Below are 21,393 nucleotides of genomic sequence, written 5' to 3'. Positions count from 1 at the left end.
TGCGTATCGTATCTATGGGAGAATCATGACCCTGAGCCCGCAGTGGAGAAGGCAGCGATGAAGATCATGACGGCCCTCTACGGGCCCACCGATGCTGCCGAACGGGCGGCCCTTCTGCGTGAAGCCGGCGCTTCTGGAGTGTTCACCTTCGAAGGTCCCTTCGATGTGTTCACCCCGCTGGTGCTGGCGTCGGCGGTCAAGGGACTCGAAGTGATGTCCAACGTCGCGATTGCGTTTCCCCGCAATCCGATTCAGCTCGCCCACCAGGCCAATGACTTGCAGCTGCTGACCGAAGGGCGCTTCATCCTCGGCCTGGGCACGCAGGTGCGCGCACAGATCGAGAAGCGCTACGGCGTCGCGTTCGACCGTCCGGTGGCACGGATGACGGAGATGGTGGGGGCGCTGCGAGCGATCTTCGCCGCCTGGAACGAGGGCGCGCGCCTGGATTTCCGTGGTGAGTTCTACCGCCACACGCTGATGACGCCGACGTTCGTACCGGGACCCAATCCCTACGGTCCTCCGCCGATCTACCTGGGGGCGCTGGGTCCGCGCCTGACGCGGGCCACCGCCGAAGTGGCCGACGGTCTGCTGGTGATGCCGTTCGGGTCCAAGCGATACCTGCACGAAAAGACGATGCCTCAGGTGCGTGCCGGACTGGCCGCGGCGGGGCGCAGCCGAGACGACTTCGCGGTGGTACCCGAGATCATCGTCTCCGTCGACTCGGAGACCAACCGCGACCACCATTCCACGCGAATGTTGTTGGCGTTCTATGGTTCCACCCCTGCCTACCGTCCGGTGCTCGATGCGCACGGCTGGGGTGATCTACAGCCGGAGCTCAACACGATGTCCAAGCAGGGGCGGTGGCAGGAGATGGCCACGCTGATCGACGACGAGATCTTGCACACCATCGCCGCGTGCGGTACACCCGCCGAGATTGCCGATCACATCCGTGATCGCGTCAACGGAATCTCCAACCGGATCTGCCTCTACCAGCCGGGGCCCATCCCTGTCGACGCGCTCGCCGAGATCGTGGACGCACTGGGATGACAGCATCGACAGTGGATTTCGACGCGATCACTGACGGCCGCTACGGGGGTAAGGCGGCCGGGCTGGCCGAGTTGCGCCGCCTCGGGCTGGCCGTGCCGACGGGCTTCGTCATCGCCGACCCATCCCGGCCCGGTGCCGTCGACGACGCCACGATCCGATTCAGCGCGCTGGCAGCTGCCGGCGCAACTCCGGTGGCGGTCCGGTCGTCAGCCGTGGGTGAAGACGGCGAGGAGCAATCCTTCGCCGGGCAGTACGACACCGTCCTGGGCGTCGATTCCGAGGACGAGTTCGTCGCTGCGGTGCGCCGCTGCGTCGAATCCGTGGGTTCTGCACGGGCTTCGTCCTACAGCGGGGAGTCCACTGCGACAATGAACGTCGTCGTCCAGCAGATGGTCGACGCGCGCGCGGCGGGGGTGGTGTTCACCGCGGACCCTGCGTCGGGTCGGCGCGACCTGATGGTGATCGACGCCGTCACCGGACTCGGTGAGGCCCTGGTGGATGGCTCGGCCTCCCCCGACCACGTCGTGGTACACACCGACGGCAGCATCGCCGCCCACGAGGTGGGTGGGGTGCCGGTCCTGCTTGCCGACGACATCGCCGCGATCCGGGACGGGGCCCTGCGCGCTTCCCGGCACTGGGGCCGGCCGATGGACCTCGAATGGGCCATCGACCGAGCCGGCACGTTGTGGTGGCTCCAAGCACGGCCGATCACCACGCTGCCAGGCGATCTCAACGAGATGGACAGTCCCGTGGCCAGTGCGGATCACGTCTACACCCGGTGCAACATCGGCGAGATGATGCCCGGCGCGTTCTGTCCGCTGACCGCGTCGGTGTCCGGATACGCCATCGACTATGCGATGCAGATGACGCAGGTGGTGGCACGTGCTCAGCCGCGCTACGAGAAGCCGTGGCTGCAGGTCGGGTACTTCTACGGGCACATGTTCTTGAACCTCACCGAGGGCACCGCGTTGAGCTCGGGCATTCTCGGGAACTCGCGCGAGCAGTTCTCCATGTCGATCTGTGGTCGGGTGGTCGACGAGCTGGAAGCCAAACCACCACAACCGTTCCTGCGCAAGCTGGTCAACACCGTCCGGCTGAGCGCGTACGCGTTGTCGGCCGGTCCGGCGATCGGGCGGCTGCAGAAGCAGATCGCGGGATTCACCGTCCCCACCAACGACGACGCACGCGCGATTCTTGCGCGACTGGAGTCCGGCGTGGAGCTGTACTGTGACGTGACGCTGACCCATGTGCGGTCGTCGTCGCGCGCCGCGGTCGCGGCCAACATCCTGGAGAGCACGCTGGTGCGTCGCGCGGTCAAGGATGGTCGCGGCGAGGAGCACGGCCAAGCCGAGGCGATGCGTCTGATGGCAGGGGCCACCGACGTGGAGAGCGCCCTGATGGTCGAACACCTCGACGCGGTGGTGCGCACTCTCGCCGCCGATGCGGCCGCCGCGCATCGGTTCCTGTCCGCCGATGCGGCCGATGCCGTCACCGAGCTACGGGGTTCGGCCACTTCCGGCGGGGAGGCTTTGCGGCAGTTCCTGATTCGGCACGGCCACCGCGGTTACCGCGAGCTGTGCATGCGCGACCCGTCCTGGGCCGATGATCCCGCCGCTCTGGGGTCGATGATGCAGACCATGCTGCGCTCCGCACGGGACCCGGGGTCGGCGCGCGCTGCCCTGCACAGTCACACCCCCGCGCCGCCGACATCTCGGGCCGTTCGGCTCCTCGCCCGTCTCGCCCAGGGCGGTGCGCGGGGACGCGAGGAGACGAAATCGAAGATGGCGCTGATGGCCTACGCGCTCAAGCGCGGCTACCGCCACCTGGGCGTGGTGCTGGCGCGGTCGGGCCGTCTGCCCGACCCCGACCTGGTGTTCTTTTTCGACCGCGGCGAACTTGCGCGCCTTGTCGCCGGCGATGGTCTCGAGGACTTGGTTGAGCGGGCGCTGGCGCGCCGCGAAGCGCTGGCCTACCAGGATGCTCTCGAATTCGAGGATGTCTCGGTGGGACGGCCCCGGCCGGTGGTCGCCACGCCGCCGAGTCTGCGGACCGACGATCAGATCCCCGGCCGGCCCGCCAGCCGAGGAACGGTGGACGGTGTTGTGCGCGTGGCACGATCGATTCATGATGCAGGTGACGTGCAGCGCGGCGAGATCCTCGTCGCACCGGTCACCGATGTCGGATGGACTCCGTACTTCACCGTGATCGCGGCGCTGGTCACCGATATCGGCAGCTCGGTGTCGCACGGTGCGGTGGTGGCGCGCGAGTACGGCCTGCCCTGTGTCGTCAACACGCTGATCGCCACCCAGGTGCTCAAGACCGGCGACCGGGTCCGGGTCGACGGCGACCGAGGCCTGGTCACCCGCCTCGATCAGAACTGAGCGTCATTTCGGGGCTGCGGCACGAGGAGACCGGGCCGCCGACGAATGCCCCCTCCGAGATGGGACTTTGGTCCCTACAACACTCCTGCGCTTCTCGGTCGAATGGTCCTATGGGTAACACCTGAGCCCTACCGATCACGGTCGTGCGTTCACGCACGACATCGATTCCGGAGGAGGCATTTTCATGAGCTTGCCGCAACAGTCCCAGGACAGCACACGGATGTTCTCCCGGGTAATCGGCCCGTTCCTCGTGATCGTCGCCGCCGCGGCGCTGATGCGCCCATCGGACATGGATACCCTGATGTCCGAGTTCGGCGCCGACACAGCGTTGCCCTTCGTCACGGGTGTGTTCACTCTGCTGCTGGGTCTCATCGTCATTGCGCTTCATCCATATTGGCGCGGTCCCGCCGCGATCATCGTGTCCGTGCTGGGTTGGTGGACCGCCCTGGAGGGGCTGATGTGCCTCACATTCCCCCGCGCCTACATTTCTTTCGGCGAGTCGGTTCTCGACGCCGGGGTGTGGTGGCAGGTCGGCGTGGTCGTGATCGGGCTGGTCGGTCTGTACTTGACCTACGCCGGCTGGGCGTCGGCACTACGCAGAGAACCGGCACACGCCTCCAGCTAGGACCTTCACCCCGCGGCAGCGCCGAAATTTTCGAGGAGATCCCCTATGTCCGTGGCAGCGATCGTGGGATACGACGGATCGCCGGCGTCGAATGCAACGGTCGAGGCAGGCGCAGCCCTGTTCCCAGGTGCGCGCAGCTGGATCACCCACCTGTGGACGCCGCCGTTTGCCAGCCCGACGGTCCGTGCGCGGCTGTGGCCCCTCGCTCACGACGTCAATGAGTTGATCAAGATGGTCGAGCGAGAAGGTGAGGTCGAGGCGCAGCGGCTTGTGGCAATGGGCGTGACACTGGCCCGCGCCGCCGGATGGGACGCCGAACCGCTGCTCCGACAGACCTGGGGCTCGGAAGGTCTGCGCATCGCACAGGCCGCCAAGGAGATGCACGCCGACGTCGTGCTCGTCGGGTCGCGCGGACTGGGTGGCGCCAAGGCGGTGCTGGGCAGCGTGTCGGACATGGTGGCGCACTACTCGGAGCTCCCGGTGATCGTGGTCCGGTATCCGATGCTCGCTGCCGAGTATGCAGCGCTACCCGACGGCCCGGTGGTTGTCGGCTGGGACGGCTCGGCGGGTGCCGAAAAAGCGTTCGCGGCGGCCACCCAATTGTTCCCCGAACGTACGGTGCTGCTTGTGTCGGTCGACGGAGACGATGTTTCGCCACCCTCGGTCGATCTGCCGGTGGCAGGAGACCGAGAGGTCGTCGTGCTGACCGCCGAACGCGGTCGCGGTTTCGCCGGTCGCGCCATCTCGAACGCCCTTGTCGCCGTGGCGACCGACCACAACGCGGCCGTGGTGGTCGTCGGATCGCGGGGACGTTCTGCGGCGCGTGAGATCCTGCTTGGCAGTGTGGCAATGGGCACGTTGCACCAGTCTCACCGCCCGGTCATGGTGGTGCCGAGCCTCAGCCCTCCCAGGTGACCAAAGTCTCTGGTCGCGTCGGGGTTACCGACCTACCGTCGATTCCGCCATAGGAGGTTCCCATGATCGAAGAATTGCAGGACGTCCCCGACGGCGTCCTCGGTATCCGAGTGTCGGGGCGGGTCAGCGCCGACGACTTCCGTGACTTCAAACCCACCATAGACCGGATGTTGGACACCGATGAGATTCGCTTCGTCGAAGTCATCGGTCCCGACTACGAGGGCTTCGGCCCTGGTGGGTTACTCGCCGATGTCAAACAGGGTTTCAGCACTCTGACCCACCTGCGCGCGTTCAAGCGCACAGCGGTCGTCACCGACAAGGAGTGGATCGGCCACACACTCCATGCGCTGTCGTGGATGATCCCCGGCGAGGTGGCGCTGTTCAGCCTCGACGAACTCGATGCGGCCAAACAGTGGGCGGCGGGCTGATCCTGACGCCGATACTCGGCCTGCCGCCGTGTCCCTCGCCCCGCCTCCACAGGTAGGACGCTTGCGATACTGCGGAGCAAGCACCCATCATGCATCTACGAGGGATAGATGTACTCGTCTCGCGAGAGCACCAAAGTATCGGTCGGCCGCGAGATGTCGACGTACTGATGGCTTGGACCGCCGCGATCCACAAGGGTGTTCAAAGCGCCGACCAACTCGCTCACCTTGGCCTGGTCGAGTCGCCACACAATTCGATCATCGCCGAGTTCAACAGCGGACTGACCCGCTTCAACAAAGAACTCGTGGTGAAAGCCACCGTGTTCGAGATTCCAACGTCGTTGTTGCTGGGTGCTTCTGAGCGCAGAAGCGAATTCTGTGACTCCGTCACCGTCCATGGCCAGCAACACGACATCATCGCCGTGCATGACGGCGCGCGGTCCGCGGGTAGCCGACAATACTGAACGGTGCTCCAGCCTCGTTCTAAATCAACACTGGCGGCCCCGCATCGAAAGCGATTTCGAGGTGGTCTCGGATGTCCTCCCCATGAAGAGGTGCAAACACCACGGCGATGAAGCCAACCAGCTCGCTGCGCACCAGACTGATGGCGTGGCGGTGAGCACACCTGGGGACCTTCGATGAGCGCGATCACCAAGGCGTTCTTGGCGATCATGGCGTTGTAGTGGTTAGCGAAGGCCGTCATGAAGGGCGGGTCCACCTCGTAGCTGGCGGCCATCGCGCTTTCCCAGGTGTGCTCGGCGGCGTCATTCTGACTGGTAGTCGTCGTGTTGCTTGTGCTCATTGCGGTACTGAGAGGGAGTAGTGGCGGGTAGGCGGCGGCATCTCACTACCTGAGTTGCGAGGCTCGGCGGCCGTGTCAGCCGCGACCCTCTGGGCGGGTCGTCTCGCGGCGTCGACATTCTTCTTGGCGCATTCACGACTCCCCGCCGGCCTGACCGCCGACGTAAGCGTCGATCATCTTCAAGAGGCCGGCCTGCACTGTTGGGTCGTCGCTCAGAGGTGCCGCGATCGCGATCCGTGCGGCGTCGTGTGGTGTGAGACCTTCGGCGATGAGTCTTCCTGCGGCGATCAGCACGCGCGTGGACGCGACTTCGCGCAGTCCCGGTGTCTCAAGCCGTCGTATGGCTTGGCTGAATCGGACGAGGGTCGCGGCGGTGTCGTGGGCGATGCCCGCCTCTTCGATCAGGATCTTCTCTTCAGTCTCGGGTGCCGGAAAGCCGAACTCGATAGCGACCATTCGTTGACGGGTGGAGTCCTTGAGGTCTTTGAGGACGCTTTGGTAGCCGGGGTTGTACGACACCACCAGGCCGAACCCTGGGGCCGCGTCCAAGGTCACTCCGAGACGTTCGATGGGAAGTTGGCGTCTGTGGTCGGCGAGGGGATGCAGCACGACGGTGGTGTCCTGCCGAGCCTCTACTACCTCGTCGAGGTAGCAGATGGCTCCTTCGCGGACCGCGCGGGTGAGCGGACCGTCGACCCATTCGGTTTCCCCGCCGCGTAGATGGAAGCGACCGACGAGGTCGGCGGTGGTCAGGTCGTCGTGGCAGGACACGGTGATCAGCGGTCGGTTGAGGTCGTGTGCCATCGCTTCGACGAAGCGTGTTTTACCGCATCCGGTCGGCCCTTTGAGGACAATGGACAGCCCTTGGCGGTAGGCGGCTTTGAAGTGTTGCTCCTCGTCTCCGGTGGATACGTAGAAGGGTCGTGGATCGTGCGTCTTCGGCAGGCTGGAAATTGCATTGTGGGTGTCGACGGAGGTCATCGGCTTTCTTCTGCTCCTTTAGGTTGCGCTGGGGTGGTTAGGACACTCGTCGGCGAACGTCGGCGGATCGCAGGGCTGAGTGGACGAGCGCACTGACTGCGTGAGCTAGGTGGTCTTGATTGAAAACGGTTGCGTGCGCTGCTGTTCCGAAGACGCGTTCCAGTGAGTCCTCGTCGGCGTGCACGCCGAATGTGAGGCAGAGGGCGCCGATTCCCCGATTGCGGGCTTCGGTGAGCGCCCGTCGTGCGTCGGCGGCCCCGTAGGCCTTGTCGTAGCCGTGGTCGTAGGCCAGTCCATCGGAGAGAACGATGAGCAGTCGGCGCGATGTCCCGCCCTGGGATTCCAAGACAGCAGCTCCGTGGCGGATGGCCGCTCCGAGTCGGGAAAATGCGCCCGGTGTGAGGCGGTGTAGCCGGCGCATGGTGTCGGCATTGAAGCGGTCATCGAACCTCTTGATCGGCACCAGTTGGACCGAGGATCGTCCCTGCGAGTTGTAGGCGTAGAGCCCGGTGCGGTCGCCGAGGTCGTGAAGTGTCGAGGTGATGGCGGCTGCTGCAGCGCGTTGGCGCTCGTGGACGCTACTGCCGAAACCGTCCGGTTCAGCGGCAGAACCCGAGATGTCGAGCAACACCATGGCCGAGAGATCGCGACGACGGCGCAGGCTCGCGATGTAGACGTTGTCGTCTGGAGTGGACGACGCCGCTGCTTGGACGTAGGACTCCATGGCGGCGTCGATGTCGATGTCGTCACCATGGGACCGTCGATGGCATTGATCGAGGCCAAGAGCGAGGCGGCCCAGTGACCGGCGAAGTCGTGCCGTGTCGGGAAGGCTTGCGTCTCCCACCTCCCGACGGGGCGGCTCAATCTCGTTGACCGTGCACCAATCTCGTCGGTACGCCTTGCGCTTCGTGTCCCATTCGGGGTACTTGGTTCCACCGTCTCTCGGCGCTTCGCCGTCGGCGACCCCCATTGCAGCCTGGGAAAGTACACCGTTGTCTCGTCGCTGCGCGAGTCCGCGCGAAAGGTGAGTTGCCGAGTCCGTACCGGGGTTGCCGCCGCTGGGCTCGCGTCTGCGCATGGACTTCAGAAGGCGCTGCATCAAACGGCCGAAGACACTTGATACCCCACCGACGGAGAACATGTCGATTGCAGCGCCCTCGTCGGCGTCAGCGAAGTCGTTGTCATCGATCTCTTCCAACGCTTTGTCCTGCTGCTTGGGCGCGTGACCTTCTTCGCTGTCCGACATCCCCGTTTCGCGCGCCGCGGCGATGACCCGTTTGGGGTTGAGGGCGCCGAACAGCGGCGACGGGGATGCGAGAGAGACGGCAGACTTGGCCAGTGCCAGTGATTGAGCTGGCGATGTGGAGCGCGCAGCGAGAGCGTGATCCACCAGCAGGTTCATCGCCGGGGGAAGGACGGCGCTGTGTGCCTGTAACGCCCGGTGTGCCTCTACCACGAGGTACCGCTGCGCGAGCTTGCCGCGCCGGTGCAGCTGCCGCATCAGCTCTGGCGCCAGACTCCCCGCTGAGACGAGCGATGCCTGCACAAGTGTGGCAGCGATCTGGTCCCGCTCAGGCAGCGTGACGTCGATGTAGACGAGTTTGCCATCTGTCCAACACTTCTCGCCGGGACGGCCGCGAGCAACCCGCAGCGTCCTACCTGCCACAGCCGCCGCCAGGATGTCGAAGTGCGGAATGAGTTCGTCTGTTGTCGATTCGTCAGCCACCACGGCACCTCGTTCGTCGAGTCGCCTCAGTAGGGCGATCAGCGGCGTCAGTCACGGCCGGGGCCGCAGCGACCGGGCGGGACCGGCCCCTCGATCACCGGGCGCCCGTCGGGCTGCCCTGACATCCAGGTGCTCCACTTGCCCTCGAAGAACGGTCCGGGGTGGCCGGCCATCTCATAGAACCCCTGAGGGTCGTACACCTTCGACTCTGGGAACGGCCAGGGGCATGCGACCGACGTCGCGAACTTTGAGGCGCGAATAATCGTGAAGACTCCGCCGTACACCCCGGCGTAGGTGACGCTCAGAGCGGTGATCATGATGAGGAAGGATGCCAGTGCGGGTTTGGTCGGGAGCAGTCGCAGCCGCTGGGCCAGCTTCTCGGCATACGTCTTTCCCGTATCGTCCCGATACACGGAGATCGACGCGGCGACCATCATCGAGGTCGCCAGTCCGCTTTCCCATAGCAACGGGAATTGGTTGTACTGACCGACGAAGATCGACCCGAACTCCGGCACCTGAGTGTAGGCGTACACGCGCTTGCTGACGCAGAAGATCTCTACCACAGCATCCAGGGCGAAGCCGATGACGATGGTGATCGCACTCAGTGTGATCAGAGGGTGACGCCACACGAAGCTGTCTGTCGAACGCCCCTGCTGTAAGCGTCGCAGCAGAGGAATCGCGGCGAACGTGGGCACGATCAACACCGACGCATACGCGATACAGACGAACGGCTCCACCAACGGCGCAAGCGACACCCACGGCCAGTCGACCGGGTAGTGATACAGGTCGGGACTGAATGCCGAGTAGGACACCCAGTTGGCGAACGGGTCGAGCCAGACCAGCACAGTGCCTGCGAGAACCAGCAGCAGATACGGGTGCTTCGGATGCCGTCTCCAACTGATGATGAAGGCGGTGATGCCGACCACCATCATCACGGCGGTCCACATATTGCACAGCGATGCCCAACTCGTGATGCCCGCAACCGACTCTCGTGCTTCGTCAGTCACATTGGGGTTGGCGATTCGTGGTTCGCTGGCACCGACTTGGGCATTCAGCCCGATCAGAACCAGCATTCCGACCCCGAACACCCACCACAGGCCGATCACCAGTCGACTACTGCTCTTGTTCGTATCGTTGGTGGGCGGTCGCGTCTCCGGCTTCGTCATCTCAGTCACTCTCCCGTTGAACCGGCGGTGGGTAGAGCACGCTCCAACCCCACATAACGGTTCAGCGTGCGAGCCATGTTTAACGAAAATGCTGACAGATGTCAACATTTTGCACAACGCTGACTCGCCGCGCGACTTGGCGCGCAACCACGATAACCAACGCTCTATCTGGGCTTACATCGCCGCGTCCACGTCGCCAAGAGCTCGGCACAGTAGCGGATCGAGGTTCTAGCGATCATTGACTGCTGATAACACTTATTGACGTTCGTCAAGTACTGAGACGCGGTGATGCAGAATATGAGTGTGGAGGCGACAACCAACAAGCACGAAGCTCAGCGGCGCAAGACACGCGAGCGAGTGCTGGATGCCGCCATCGTAGAGTTCAAACGCGCCGGCACAGCGGCCGCCGACATCAACTCCGTGGTTAAGGCCGCTGGAGTATCGCGGGGAACGTTCTACTTTCACTTTCCGACCAGAGAGCACGTCCTCCACGAGTTGATTCGCCAGGAGGAAGCACGGGTTGCCGCAGAGCTCGGCAGGTTTCTGGACTCCGCTCGCGATCTCGCCACCGTTCTCAATGAAATCGTCAGACTGGTCGTTGACCTTGAAAACCGTTGGGGCAGCGCGCTGTTTCGGGATGTGATCGGTCTGTATTTCTCACCGACTCGGCCTGAGAACGACGAGTGGACCGACCATCCCACCATTGTGTTGCTTGCTGCGGAAATCATGCGCGCCCGCAACCGGGGCGAAGTCTTCGCCGATGTCGACGCGTTCCACAGTGCCGTGTTCTTCCTGCTCGGCCTATACGCACTCCTCACCACTATGCGAAGCGAAACCCCAGGCCGCGACGGACTGCTCGGCAAGTACGTGGCAAGCGAGCTACGAAGCCTACGAGCCGAAGTCCCGTCGCCTGCGCAGTAGTCCACATTTCGATGCCGCGTGGAGGCGACCCCCAGCGCCTACAACCGCACCGTGACTCTGAGAGTCTCCTCGCTTCGTTCGACGCTCGCCGCAGAAGCTCCTACTTCAGCTGATCTTGCACATGCCGCCGCCACGCTGAGCTGCGCGCGTCTTGCTGGACGCCATACTCGAACTCTCGATTTTTCTTAGCCAAGCTAATGTTCTCAAGCGTCTCTTCAAACCCATGAAAACGGCCCTCGGAAGGTCTCCGAGGGCCGTTCACTTAGTAGCGGGGACAGGATTCGAACCTGCGACCTCTGGGTTATGAGCCCAGCGAGCTACCGAGCTGCTCCACCCCGCGACGGGCGAACGCAAGGTTACCCAACGGCGGCGAACGGTCCAAATCGCCTGCTCAACGCGCTGATGCCCGAGCGATAAACGTCGTCACCACGACGGTTGCTCCCCCACCGTCCGGGTCAGTCGGTCGACGAGCAGACCGGCGAACTTCGCCGGATCGTCGAGCACTCCCCCTTCGGCCAGAAGCGCTGTGCCGTAAAGCAGTTCGGCGGTGTCGCGCAAGCCGGCATCGGCTCCGCGGGCCGTGTGCGCCTCCCGCAGACCCGTGATGAGGGGGTGGTTCGGATTCAGCTCCAGAATCCGCTTCTCGACCGGCACCGGCTGCCCGGAGGCCCGGTACATCCGGGCCAGCGCGGGGGTGATGCCGAAGGTGTCGGTGATCAGGCATGCCGGTGAATCGGTCAGGCGGGTGGACAACCGCACTTCCTTGACGTGGTCACTCAGCGCGTCCTTGAGCCAGGTGATCAGGTCGGCGAATTCCTGCTCCCGCTGCTCACGTTCGGCCTCCTGGCCAGAATCCTCGGCGTCGAGGTCGACCTCACCCTTGGCCACCGACTGCAGCGCCTTGCCGTCGAACTCCTGGACCGACTCCACCCAAACCTCGTCCACCGGGTCGGTGAGCAGCAGCACCTCGTAGCCCTTGGCCTTGAATGCCTCCAGATGGGGCGAGTGCAGCAGCTGCTGGCGCGATTCACCCGTCGCGTAGAAGATCTGACTCTGCCCGTCGGGCATGCGCTCGATGTATTCGGCCAGTGTGGTCGGTTCGTCCTCGCTGTGCGTCGAGGCGAACGACGACACCCGCAGCAGTGTCTCCTGGTTCTCGGTGTCGCTCAGCAGGCCCTCCTTGAGGACTCTGCCGAACTGGGTCCAGAACGTGCGGTACTTCTCCGGGCGCTCGGTCTGCATCTCGGTGAGCGTCGAGAGCACTTTCTTGGTGAGCCGGCGCCGGATCGCCCTGATCTGCCGGTCTTGCTGCAGGATCTCCCGGGAGACGTTCAGCGACATGTCCTGGGCGTCGACGACGCCCTTGACGAACCGCAGGTAGGGCGGCATGAGCTGATCGCAGTCCCCCATGATGAAGACCCGCTTGACATACAGCTGCACACCGACCGCGGCGTTCTGGTTGAACAGATCGAACGGGGCATGCGACGGGATGAACAGCAGCGCCTGGTACTCGAAGGTGCCCTCCGCCTTCATCGCGATGACCTCGAGCGGCTCGTCCCAGGCGTGGGCGACGTGCTTGTAGAACTCCGTGTACTCCTCGTCGGACACCTCGTCGCGGGGCCTGGCCCACAGTGCCTTCATTGAGTTGAGGGTCTGGGTCTCGACGGTGACAGTCTCTTCGCCACCCTCGTCCGGTGCCGGCGTGCGGCGCTCGACGTCCATCCGGATGGGCCAGGCGATGAAGTCCGAGTACTGCTTGACCAGCTCCCGGAGCTTCCACTCCGAGGTGTAGTCGTGCAGTTCGTCCTCGCGGTCTTCGGGTTTGAGGTGCAACGTGACCGAGGTGCCCTGGGCCACCGCGCCGGCGGACTGGTCGACCGATTCGATCGTGTAGGTCCCCTCCCCGCTGGACTCCCACCGAGTGGCCTCGCTCTCACCGGCCTTGCGGGTGAGTAGCTCGACACGGTCGGCCACCATGAAGCTCGCGTAGAAACCGATCCCGAACTGACCGATCAGTTCCTCGCTCGCGTCCTTGTCCTTGGCCTCACGCAGCTGTTGACGCAGCTCACCCGTCCCCGACTTGGCAAGAGTGCCGATCAGGTTCACGACCTCGTCGCGGGTCATACCGATGCCGTTGTCGCGAACGGTCAGGGTGCGCGCATCCTTGTCGACCTCGATCTCGATGTGCAGATCGGAGGTGTCGACATCGAGGTCCTTGTTCCGAAACGACTCCAGCCGCAGTTTGTCCAGAGCATCGGAGGCGTTCGAGATCAGTTCGCGCAGAAACGAATCCTTGTTGCTGTAGACGGAGTGGATCATCAGATCCAGAAGCTGGCGTGCCTCCGCCTGGAACTCGAGCTGCTCGACGTGCGCGGCCATGTGCTCTCCCCTTCGACAAGACGACCTCGGATGCCGGGAGAAAAATACTAGCGAGCCTGGTCAGCTGCGGATCACCTGCCCGGTGGCCAACACCCGCGCCGGGTCGTAGCGGTCGGCCAGGGCGGCCAGCCAGTGCAGCGTGTCGGCGTTGTACAACCGCGCCGGGCGGGCCGGGTCGTAGGAGGGTGCGAAGTTCGGCATTTGTCCGCCGGTGGCCCACGGCGCGACGGCCGTGGTGACCGCCCGTGCGTGGTCGACCACCACCCCGGCGATCTCCGGCACCAGGGCGCCGATCACCGCCAGCGAATACGCCGCGTCGCGGTGGCAGAACGCGCTGCGGTGTTGTGGCTCGCGGGCCAGCGCTCCCCCGAGCAATCGCAGCTCGACGATCACCTGCGGTGATCCGGAGCCCGGGCCCACCAGCGCCAGCAGCGTGTCGATCGCTTCGGCCGGCAGCGCGGACAGCAGCGCCTGATCCTCGTTGATCGGCATCGGATCCACGGGGTCAGCATGGACGGCACCGATCGCCGCGTAGGGCAGCACGGCCACACTGTCGAGGATCGGCGCCGCCGCCTCGCGCATCGGCGCCAGCAGCCGCTCGGCGTCGGCGACATCTCCGACGGCCGTGTAGCGCACCGCCACCGTCATCCGGCCCGCCAGCGGCTCCGGCACCCCCGGTAGCGGCGGCAGCTGCTGCACCGCGATCGACGTGTTCACCGTCTCCGGTAGCGAGCGGCTCCACCGGCCCCACGCGTGCAACACCGCTGCAGTATCCGTGCCGTCGAAATACACTGATCCGCCGTAGAATTCGCGGATCGGCAGCAGATCGATCTCGACTGCGGTGACGATGCCCAGCGTGGCCTTACCGCCGCGCAGACCCCAGAACAGGTCGGCGTTCTCGTCCGGAGTCGCACGCAGCAAGCGTCCGTCACCGGTCACGACGTCGAACGCCCGCACGTAATCTGACGACAGCCCGAAAGTCCGTACCAGCGGGCCGATTCCGCCGCCCGTCAGGTAACCGACCACACCGACACCCGGAGCCGAGCCGCACAGCGGCGCGAGGCAGTGCGGCGCGGCGGCGTCGAGCACGTGCTGCCAGCGTGCACCGGCACTCACCCGCGCCGTGCGATGGCCGACGTCCACCTCACAGTGGGTCATCCCCGCTGTCAGCACCAGGATCGTGTCGGCACCGACGCCGACGGCACCGTGCCCCGTCGCCTGCACGGTCACGGTGAACGCGTGCGCCGCGGCGAACCTGACCGTCGCCGCGATGTCCTCGGCCGTCGTCGCCAGCACCACCGCGGCCGGTGCCACCGGCGCCGCGACGTTCCACGGCAGGCAGCGCTCGTATCCCGGCTCACCGGACAGCGCGACGGGCGTGGTGACGTGCCCGCACAGCGTGCGCAGCACCTCGTCGCGCGTCAGCTCGGTCGGAATTGTCATCGGAGTCCTCTCTGATCCGTCCTCATTCGGACTAGAGCGTCACCGAAGGCCCTTAAAGGTGCCTTGGAACTCCGGTTTAAGGAATGTCCAAGAGGGCACGCGCCGCAGCGGCGACGGCGGCCATGCCGACGGCTTGGGCCTCCTCTGCCAGCGCCGCGGCCCGTCGCGACCGTTCGGCGCCCGGCTCGGCCAGTTCGCAGTCCACCAGTCGGCAGCGCAGTAGCGCAGGTATCCCGGCGTTGCGCTCGGCGTTCTCGCGGGCGGCCACCAGGTCGGCACGCGCACGTGTGAGGTCACCGCGCAGTGCGTGCAGCCGTGCGGTAGCCAGGGCCACCGGGCCGGCCATTCCGACCTGCCCGATCACCGCGATCCGGTCGCGGAACGGATCCAACGCGGTCAGCAACGGGCCGGCGAAGTCGGGCAAGACGTGGTCTGCTGCCAGGTGCGCCAACAGCGTCTGATGGCCCAGAGTCGTCCAGACGTGCGCCTTGCCCTGGGTGCCTGCCGACCGCTGCAGGGTGCGAACCGCCTCGCCGCGGGCCTGCGGCCCGGAGTCCAATGTCAGCAGCGCGGTCCGCACCACGCCGACCATGCCCTGGCCGCCGTCGTCCTTCTGTGCGTGCACACCCGCCCAATCCGCACCGATCGGGCCACCGCGCTCCCGTAGCAGCGACGCAGTCGCCAGCAGACCACTGCCGGCCTCGTAGAGCTCGGTCTGCTCATGCACGTGCGCGGCAATCGCATGATGGCGTTCGGCCTCGGCGAAGTCACCGATCCACATCGCCAATACCGCTTCCATCCAGCGCAACTGGGCGCGCAGCACCGGAAGGTGTAGCTCCTCGCTGCCGGCAATCCCGGCCTCGACATGTCTGCGGGCACCGGGTACGTCACCGAGATTCATCGCCGCCATCGTCGCCACCGAATGCGCGATCACGGCGTCTTCGCGTGACCTGTTGTGGCCCAGCGCATTCAACTGGTCCACCCACTGCAACGTCTCGCGGCTGAATGTCGCCACCCCGGAAAACGTGATGAGCCGGCCCACCAGGACATCGGCGAGAACGTCGGGATCTGCGGTGTCCTGGGCCAGCCTGTCGGCTCGGTCCAGCAGGGTATGCGCCACGGCAGGATCCGGGTGATAGCAGTGGCCCACCGCCAGCGCCGGCAGCACCCGCGCCGCCGAGGACGGTTCACTGTCCGACAGCGCAGCGGCCCGCTCCAACAGGCCGAGCAGATCGCCCGCGTCGTTGCCCGGCGCCAGCCAGGGCCAGCCGCCGCTGGCCCGCAACAGCGCGCTGGCAACCCGGCCCGCACTGGCCGCCCGCCCGGTACCCAAGGCCTCCCCCAGGTAGCGCTGCACGCTGTCGAGGACCAACTGGCCGCGGCCGGCCCGGGAGTGCGCCTCGAGCAGCTCCACGGTCAACGCGTCGCGCTCGCCGTCGTCTCGCGCCGAGACCGGCTGCCGGTCGTAGGCATCCAGAGCAGCCTGCCACCACCCGGCGGCGATGTCCGAACTCCATTGGGCGGTGGCCTGTTCGGCAGCCATCCGGCACGCCTGCACCACGATCGCGGGTTCGACGAGGGGCTGTGCCGCGATCAGGTGCTGGGCGCGACGTGTGGGCGCGTCCGGGGCGCTGCTGTCGGCCAGCACCTCGGCGACCGTGGCGTGCAGACGCTGCCGGCGTAACGCGGGCAGGCCGGCCAGCAGTTGCTCGCGCAGCAGACCGTGGGCGAAGGAGTACCCGTCCCCGGAGTGCGTCGGAATCACGATGCGCTCGTCGGCGGCCTCGTCCAGATAGTCGGCCAGAGTGTCGAGGTCGAGCCGGGTGGCTCGCGCCAACACCGGCACCGCCGCCGCGTCGACGACGTCACCGATGACCGCGGCAGCCCGCAGCACCTGCACCACCGCGGGATCCAGCGCCGCCAGCCTCCGATCGAGTACCGACCGCACCGCATGGGGAATCTCGTGGGCGGCCCGTTCGTTTCTGGGCAGTCGGGCGTATTCCGAGACGAAGAACGGGTTGCCGCCGGTACGGTCGGCGAGCTCGGCGGCCTCGGCCGCGGTCACCACCTCCTCGGCGACCTCATTGGCCAGCGTGGCCACGTCGGTCGACGACAACGCCGGCACCTCGATGAGGCGGTTGTCCTCACCGCGGGCGACAGTGCTCAGCAGCCGCGCGATCTCTGGGCTGTGGTCCCCGTCGCGCACGGTCACGATCATCAGCACCGGGCGGTCCCGCAGCGCCCCGGCGATGTAGGCAAGGCAGGCCGCCGAGGTGATGTCCGACCACTGCACATCGTCGACCACGACGGCCAGCAGTCGCGGCGCGGATTCGATCAGCCGCTGAATCCGTTCGTAGACAAGGAATCGCGCGGTGTCGGGGTCGGCGTTGTCCGGCACGGCGAGCAGGTCGGCATCGGCGCCCAACGCTCTGACCAGATGGCGCATCGGCCACCACGGCGGGGTGGCGCGTTCATCGGGACAGTTCACCCACGCGACGTCTCCGCCGCGGGCGCGGACCTGACCTGCCACCTCCTCGGCCAGCCGGGTCTTGCCGATGCCCGGCGGACCCGAGAGCACCAGCCAGCGCGTGGCACCGGCGGCGACCCGAGCCACCATCTGTGCGGCCAGGGTTAGTTCACGCTCCCGGCCGACGAGCAGAGCTCGCTGCGCCGGGGCCTGGTCGGGAACCGGGACGCCGGACGCAGGATCGGGTGCAGCCGTCGGCGCGGCGCCGGTCCACTCCGGCCGGCGCGGCCAGCCGGCCAGTTCGGGCGCCTGACGCAACACCGCGGTCTGCAGTTCTTTCAGCTCGGGCCCCGGCGCCAAGCCCAATTCGGCGTCGAGCAACCGCGCGTGCCGGGCATAGGTGTCCAGCGCGTCCGCGGTGCGGCCGGCCCGATACAGCGCGAGCATCTGCAGGCGACATCCGCGATCGGCCAGCGGGTCGACTTCCCGTAGCCGCGACACCTCGGTCAGCGCGGTCGGCACCTTTCCCAACGCCAACAACGCAATCACCTTGTTGGCCAGGCACTCCGTGCGCATCTCGGCAACCCGGGCAGCGTCCTCGCGCACCCAGTGCGCATCGGCGAGGTCTTCGAGCAGATCCCCGCGCACCAGGTTCAGCGCCACATCGGCCTCGGCGAGCGCCTCCTCCCAGCGTTCACCCTCGATCGCCGCGCCCGCGCGAGCACAACCGGCGGTGAACACGGACAGATCCACCGCATCGTGGTGCACGTCGAGGTAATAACCCGGCGGCTGGCGCACGATCGGTGAGGCCATCTGCGAGTCGCGCAGCGCCCGGCGCAGATTCGAGATGTAGACCTGCAGACTCGCCGTCACGCTCGCCGGGACGTCGTCGCCCCACACCGCGTCGGCTAGCCGATCGGTGGAGACCACCCGCCCCTGCGCAAGCAGTAGGGCCGCCAGCACCGCGCGCTGCTTACGCGGACCGATGTCGATCGGGCTCCCCCCGCGGACCACCTGCAGTGGCCCGAGCAACCGGTACTGCACCGCCGTGCGCGGCTATTCCGCGTTCTGGTACTCGTTCATCGCGTCGTCGAGGCGTTGCAGCGCCTCTCCGTACTGCGCGAAGTCACCGCTGCGCTGGGCATTGCGCACCGCGTCCAGCGCAGTGTTGACATCCTGCAGCGCAGCGGCTTTCCCGCCCGAGAGCTGCGTCGGCCCGGTCGGCGGAACTGCGGCTGCCGGGGTGCCCGCCGGCTGCTGGGCCGGCGGTGAATCACCCTGCTGCGGACGCGGCGGCGTCGCGGCCTGCGGCAGATTGTTCTGCGCCGGCGCAGGCTGTTGAGCCGCTTGGCCGGTGGCAGGGGGTTCGGTCGCCGCGGGACCGGTGGCCGTCGCGTCCGCACCGGGGCCGAAGATCTCGGTCAGCGCGTCACGCACGGTCGGGCCGTAGCCGATCTTGTCGTTGTACATCATCGCCACGCGGATCAGGCGCGGATAAGTCGACGCCGCATCGGTATTGCCCGGCGACGCATAGACCGGCGCGACGTAGAGCAGCCCACCCGGGCCGACCGGCAGCGTGAGCAGGTTGCCCCACCGGATCCGGTTGGTGTTGTCGCGGCCGATGACGCCGAGGTCCTGGGACACCGCGGTGTCGGTGCTGATCGCGTTGAATGCCAGCTTGGGACCGTTGACCTGGCCCGGAATGGTCAGGACCGTGATCTTGCCGTAGGTCTCCGGATCGGAGCTGGCGCTCATGAACGCGGCCAGGAAGTCGCGCCGGAACCGGTTGAGCGCACTGGTCAGCTGGAACGATCCTGCGCCGTTCTCCGCGGCAAGGTCCTTGGCCACGATGTAGTACGGCGGTTGGAAGCTGCTGGCCGTCGGGTTCGGATCCAGCGGAACGTCCCAGAAGTCCGACGTCGAGAAGAACGTGATCGGGTCGTCGACGTGGTACTTGGCCAGCAACGCGCGCTGCACCTTGAACAGGTCCTCGGGATAGCGCAGGTGATCCTGCAGCTCCTCGGAGATCTCGGACTTGGGCTGCACGGTGTCGGGGAAGACCTTCATCCACGCCTGCAGCACCGGGTCGTCCTCGTCCTGGGCGTAGAGCGTGACCGTGCCGTCGTAGGCGTCGACGGTCGCCTTCACCGAGTTGCGGATGTAGGACACCTGCTTGTCGGGTTGCAGCCGGTTCAGCGCCACCTCCTGGGAGTCGACGGTCGTTGAGGACAACGACGTCAGCTCCGAGTACGGGTAGTTGTCCAGCGTGGTGTAACCGTCGACGATCCAGACGATCCGCTCGTTGACGATCGCCGGGTACACGGTGGTGTCAGTGGTCAGCCACGGCGCCACCGCCTTCACCCGGTCAGCCGGGTCGCGGTTGAACAGGATCTTGCTGTTCTCCCCGATCACGTTGGAGAACAGGAAGTTCCGCTCGGCGTACTTGGCGGCAAACACGCTGCGGGTGAACAGGCTCCCGATCGGGACGCCGCCCTCACCGGTGTAGGTGTAGTTGCGGGTTTCGACGTTGGTCTCGTAGTCGTATTCACGCGGCGCGCCGTTCTCACCGACGATCGCGTAGTCGGCGGGGGTGTTGGCGATGACCGGGCCGTAGTAGATGCGCGGCTGGGCCAGCGGGGCCGGTCCGGGTGACACCACGCCGGTGGCGCCGACCACGCTGGACAGGAACTCCGGATACCCGCCGTTCTGTGTGGGGTCGTTGGCCACCCCGCGCACCGTGTTGGCCGGCGACGCGATGAAGCCGTTGCCGTGGGTGTAGACGGTGTGACGGTTGATCCAGTCCCGCTGGTTGTCGATCAGCCGGTCGGGGTTGAGCTCGCGCGCAGCGACCACGTAGTCGCGCAGGTTGCCGTCGTCATCCCGATAGCGGTCCATGGCCAGCTGCTCGGGGAAGTAGTAGAAGTTCTTGCCCTGCTGGAACTGCGTGAACGCCGGGCTGACGATGTTGGGGTCGAGCACCCTGATGTTCGACGTCGTGGCGCGGTCGGCGGCGATCTGGGCCGCGGTCGCGGCGGCGTTGCCGGGATAGTCCTCGTAGGTGACCACGTCGTCTTCCAGACCGTAGGCCTGTCTGGTGGCCGCGATACTGCGGGCGATGTACTCGCTTTCCTTCTGCGCCGCGTTGGGACGCACGCTGATCTGCTCGACCACCAGCGGCCAGCCGGCACCGATGACCAGCGAGGACAGCAGCAACAGCACGACGCCGATGGCGGGGATGCGCAGATCGCGCAATACCAACGCGGAGAACACCGCGGCTGCACAGATGACGGCGATCGCGACGAGGATCAGTTTGGCCGGCAGTACCGCGTTGATGTCGGTGTAGCCGGCTCCGGTGAACGGCTTGCCGCCACGGGTATGGCTGAGCAGTTCGTAGCGGTCGAACCAGTAGGCCACCGCCTTGAGCAGGATGAACAGCCCGACCAGCGAGATCAGCTGGATCCGGGCGGCCCGGCTGACCGCGCCGGTGCGCCCTGCCAGCCGGATGCCGCCGAACAGGTAGTGGCCGAGCAGGTTCGCCACGAACGCCAGGAACGTCGCGACGAACAGGTAGGTCAGCACCAGCCGGTAGAAGGGCAGATCGAAGGCATAGAAGCCGAGGTCGATGCCGAACTGCGGGTCCTGGATGCCGAAGCTGCCGCCGTGCAGGAACAGTTGCACCCGGTCCCAGTAGCTCTGCGCCACCAGACCGGCGAGCAGGCCGATGAACACCGGCACCCCGATGCCGATCAGGCGCAGCTTCGTCATCACCGCGGTGCGGTAACGCGCAACCGGGTCGTCGGGTCCGGCGGTCGGGACGAACACCGGCCGGGTGCGGTAGGCCAGGGCGAGTGCGGCGAACACGATGGCGCCGATGAACAGCGCGACGACCACGAAGATGGTCAGACGCGTCAGCAGCTGGGTGGTGAACACCGAGCGGTAGCCCAGTTCGCCGAACCACAGCCAATTCACATAGGTGTCGATGAACCTCGGGCCGAGCAGCAACAGCAGCACCACCACGACCGCAAGCGCGATCATCGCCCGGCTTCGTCGCGTCATGTTCGGCATCTTCGCCGCGGGCCGCATACCCACTAGGTCACTCCAGTCTCACGTTTGCC

General features: G+C 66.2%; 14 protein-coding genes and 1 tRNA gene. 6 read left to right on the top strand and 9 right to left on the bottom strand.

Annotated features, from left to right (window positions below):
* Nucleotides 1-57 precede the first annotated feature (57 nt).
* From KXD98_RS07300 to KXD98_RS07280, 5 genes are all read left to right on the top strand, one after another.
* The gene (locus tag KXD98_RS07300; RefSeq protein ID WP_260762848.1) at nucleotides 58-1,047 is read left to right on the top strand and encodes a TIGR03617 family F420-dependent LLM class oxidoreductase; all 990 of its coding nucleotides are present in this window, start codon (nucleotides 58-60) and stop codon (nucleotides 1,045-1,047) included.
* Nucleotides 1,044-3,428 carry a PEP/pyruvate-binding domain-containing protein gene (locus KXD98_RS07295; RefSeq protein ID WP_260762846.1) on the top strand — a complete coding sequence of 795 codons (2,385 nt, stop codon included), beginning with the start codon at nucleotides 1,044-1,046 and terminating at the stop codon, nucleotides 3,426-3,428. The genes KXD98_RS07300 and KXD98_RS07295 overlap by 4 nt, the downstream gene beginning before the upstream one ends.
* Before the next feature lie 184 nt (nucleotides 3,429-3,612).
* Nucleotides 3,613-4,053, top strand: coding sequence for a hypothetical protein (locus KXD98_RS07290; RefSeq protein ID WP_260762845.1), 441 nt, complete (start codon nucleotides 3,613-3,615; stop codon nucleotides 4,051-4,053).
* Nucleotides 4,054-4,098: 45 nt separating this feature from the next.
* The gene (locus KXD98_RS07285) at nucleotides 4,099-4,968 is read left to right on the top strand and encodes a universal stress protein (protein ID WP_260762843.1); all 870 of its coding nucleotides are present in this window, start codon (nucleotides 4,099-4,101) and stop codon (nucleotides 4,966-4,968) included.
* A gap of 62 nt (nucleotides 4,969-5,030) precedes the next feature.
* A complete protein-coding gene (locus KXD98_RS07280; RefSeq protein WP_260762841.1) occupies nucleotides 5,031-5,396 on the top strand; it encodes an STAS/SEC14 domain-containing protein in 366 nt (121 codons plus the stop codon).
* A gap of 95 nt (nucleotides 5,397-5,491) precedes the next feature.
* Here the strand turns inward: KXD98_RS07280 and KXD98_RS07275 are convergent, their stop codons facing one another.
* The 4 genes from KXD98_RS07275 to KXD98_RS07260 all read right to left on the bottom strand — a co-directional run bounded on the left by KXD98_RS07275 (nucleotide 5,492) and on the right by KXD98_RS07260 (nucleotide 10,068).
* Nucleotides 5,492-5,821 (bottom strand): hypothetical protein, encoded by a 330-nt coding sequence (locus tag KXD98_RS07275; RefSeq protein WP_260762839.1) that lies wholly within the window; start codon nucleotides 5,819-5,821, stop codon nucleotides 5,492-5,494.
* A 506-nt stretch (nucleotides 5,822-6,327) separates the two neighbouring features.
* Nucleotides 6,328-7,176: a CbbQ/NirQ/NorQ/GpvN family protein gene (locus KXD98_RS07270; protein ID WP_260762837.1), complete on the bottom strand. Its 849-nt coding sequence runs from the start codon at nucleotides 7,174-7,176 to the stop codon at nucleotides 6,328-6,330.
* A 37-nt stretch (nucleotides 7,177-7,213) separates the two neighbouring features.
* Nucleotides 7,214-8,902 (bottom strand): nitric oxide reductase activation protein NorD, encoded by a 1,689-nt coding sequence (locus tag KXD98_RS07265; RefSeq protein WP_260762834.1) that lies wholly within the window; start codon nucleotides 8,900-8,902, stop codon nucleotides 7,214-7,216.
* A 47-nt stretch (nucleotides 8,903-8,949) separates the two neighbouring features.
* Nucleotides 8,950-10,068 carry a spirocyclase AveC family protein gene (locus KXD98_RS07260; protein ID WP_260762832.1) on the bottom strand — a complete coding sequence of 373 codons (1,119 nt, stop codon included), beginning with the start codon at nucleotides 10,066-10,068 and terminating at the stop codon, nucleotides 8,950-8,952.
* Nucleotides 10,069-10,365: 297 nt separating this feature from the next.
* On the opposite strand from KXD98_RS07260, the gene KXD98_RS07255 reads away from it, so the two are divergent.
* Nucleotides 10,366-10,989: a TetR/AcrR family transcriptional regulator gene (locus KXD98_RS07255; protein ID WP_260765043.1), complete on the top strand. Its 624-nt coding sequence runs from the start codon at nucleotides 10,366-10,368 to the stop codon at nucleotides 10,987-10,989.
* 266 nt (nucleotides 10,990-11,255) lie between these two features.
* Here the strand turns inward: KXD98_RS07255 and KXD98_RS07250 are convergent.
* The 5 genes from KXD98_RS07250 to KXD98_RS07230 form a co-directional block, all read right to left on the bottom strand.
* Nucleotides 11,256-11,329, bottom strand: a tRNA-Met gene (locus KXD98_RS07250).
* Nucleotides 11,330-11,412: 83 nt separating this feature from the next.
* Nucleotides 11,413-13,368 (bottom strand): molecular chaperone HtpG, encoded by a 1,956-nt coding sequence (htpG, locus tag KXD98_RS07245; RefSeq protein WP_260762830.1) that lies wholly within the window; start codon nucleotides 13,366-13,368, stop codon nucleotides 11,413-11,415.
* A gap of 60 nt (nucleotides 13,369-13,428) precedes the next feature.
* Complete coding sequence (locus tag KXD98_RS07240) at nucleotides 13,429-14,811, bottom strand: FAD-binding oxidoreductase (RefSeq protein WP_260762827.1); 1,383 nt, start codon at nucleotides 14,809-14,811, stop codon at nucleotides 13,429-13,431.
* Nucleotides 14,812-14,887: 76 nt separating this feature from the next.
* Nucleotides 14,888-18,310: a BTAD domain-containing putative transcriptional regulator gene (locus KXD98_RS07235; RefSeq protein WP_260762825.1), complete on the bottom strand. Its 3,423-nt coding sequence runs from the start codon at nucleotides 18,308-18,310 to the stop codon at nucleotides 14,888-14,890.
* Between the two features lie 24 nt (nucleotides 18,311-18,334).
* Nucleotides 18,335-21,367: a UPF0182 family protein gene (locus KXD98_RS07230; protein WP_260762823.1), complete on the bottom strand. Its 3,033-nt coding sequence runs from the start codon at nucleotides 21,365-21,367 to the stop codon at nucleotides 18,335-18,337.
* Between the last annotated feature and the right edge of the window lie 26 nt (nucleotides 21,368-21,393).

It is taken from the genome of Mycobacterium sp. SMC-4 (assembly GCF_025263265.1).
Taxonomy (GTDB): Bacteria; Actinomycetota; Actinomycetes; order Mycobacteriales; family Mycobacteriaceae; genus Mycobacterium.
The sequence above is the reverse complement of the archived record's forward strand: the minus strand, read 5'-3'. Positions and strand labels throughout refer to the sequence as shown.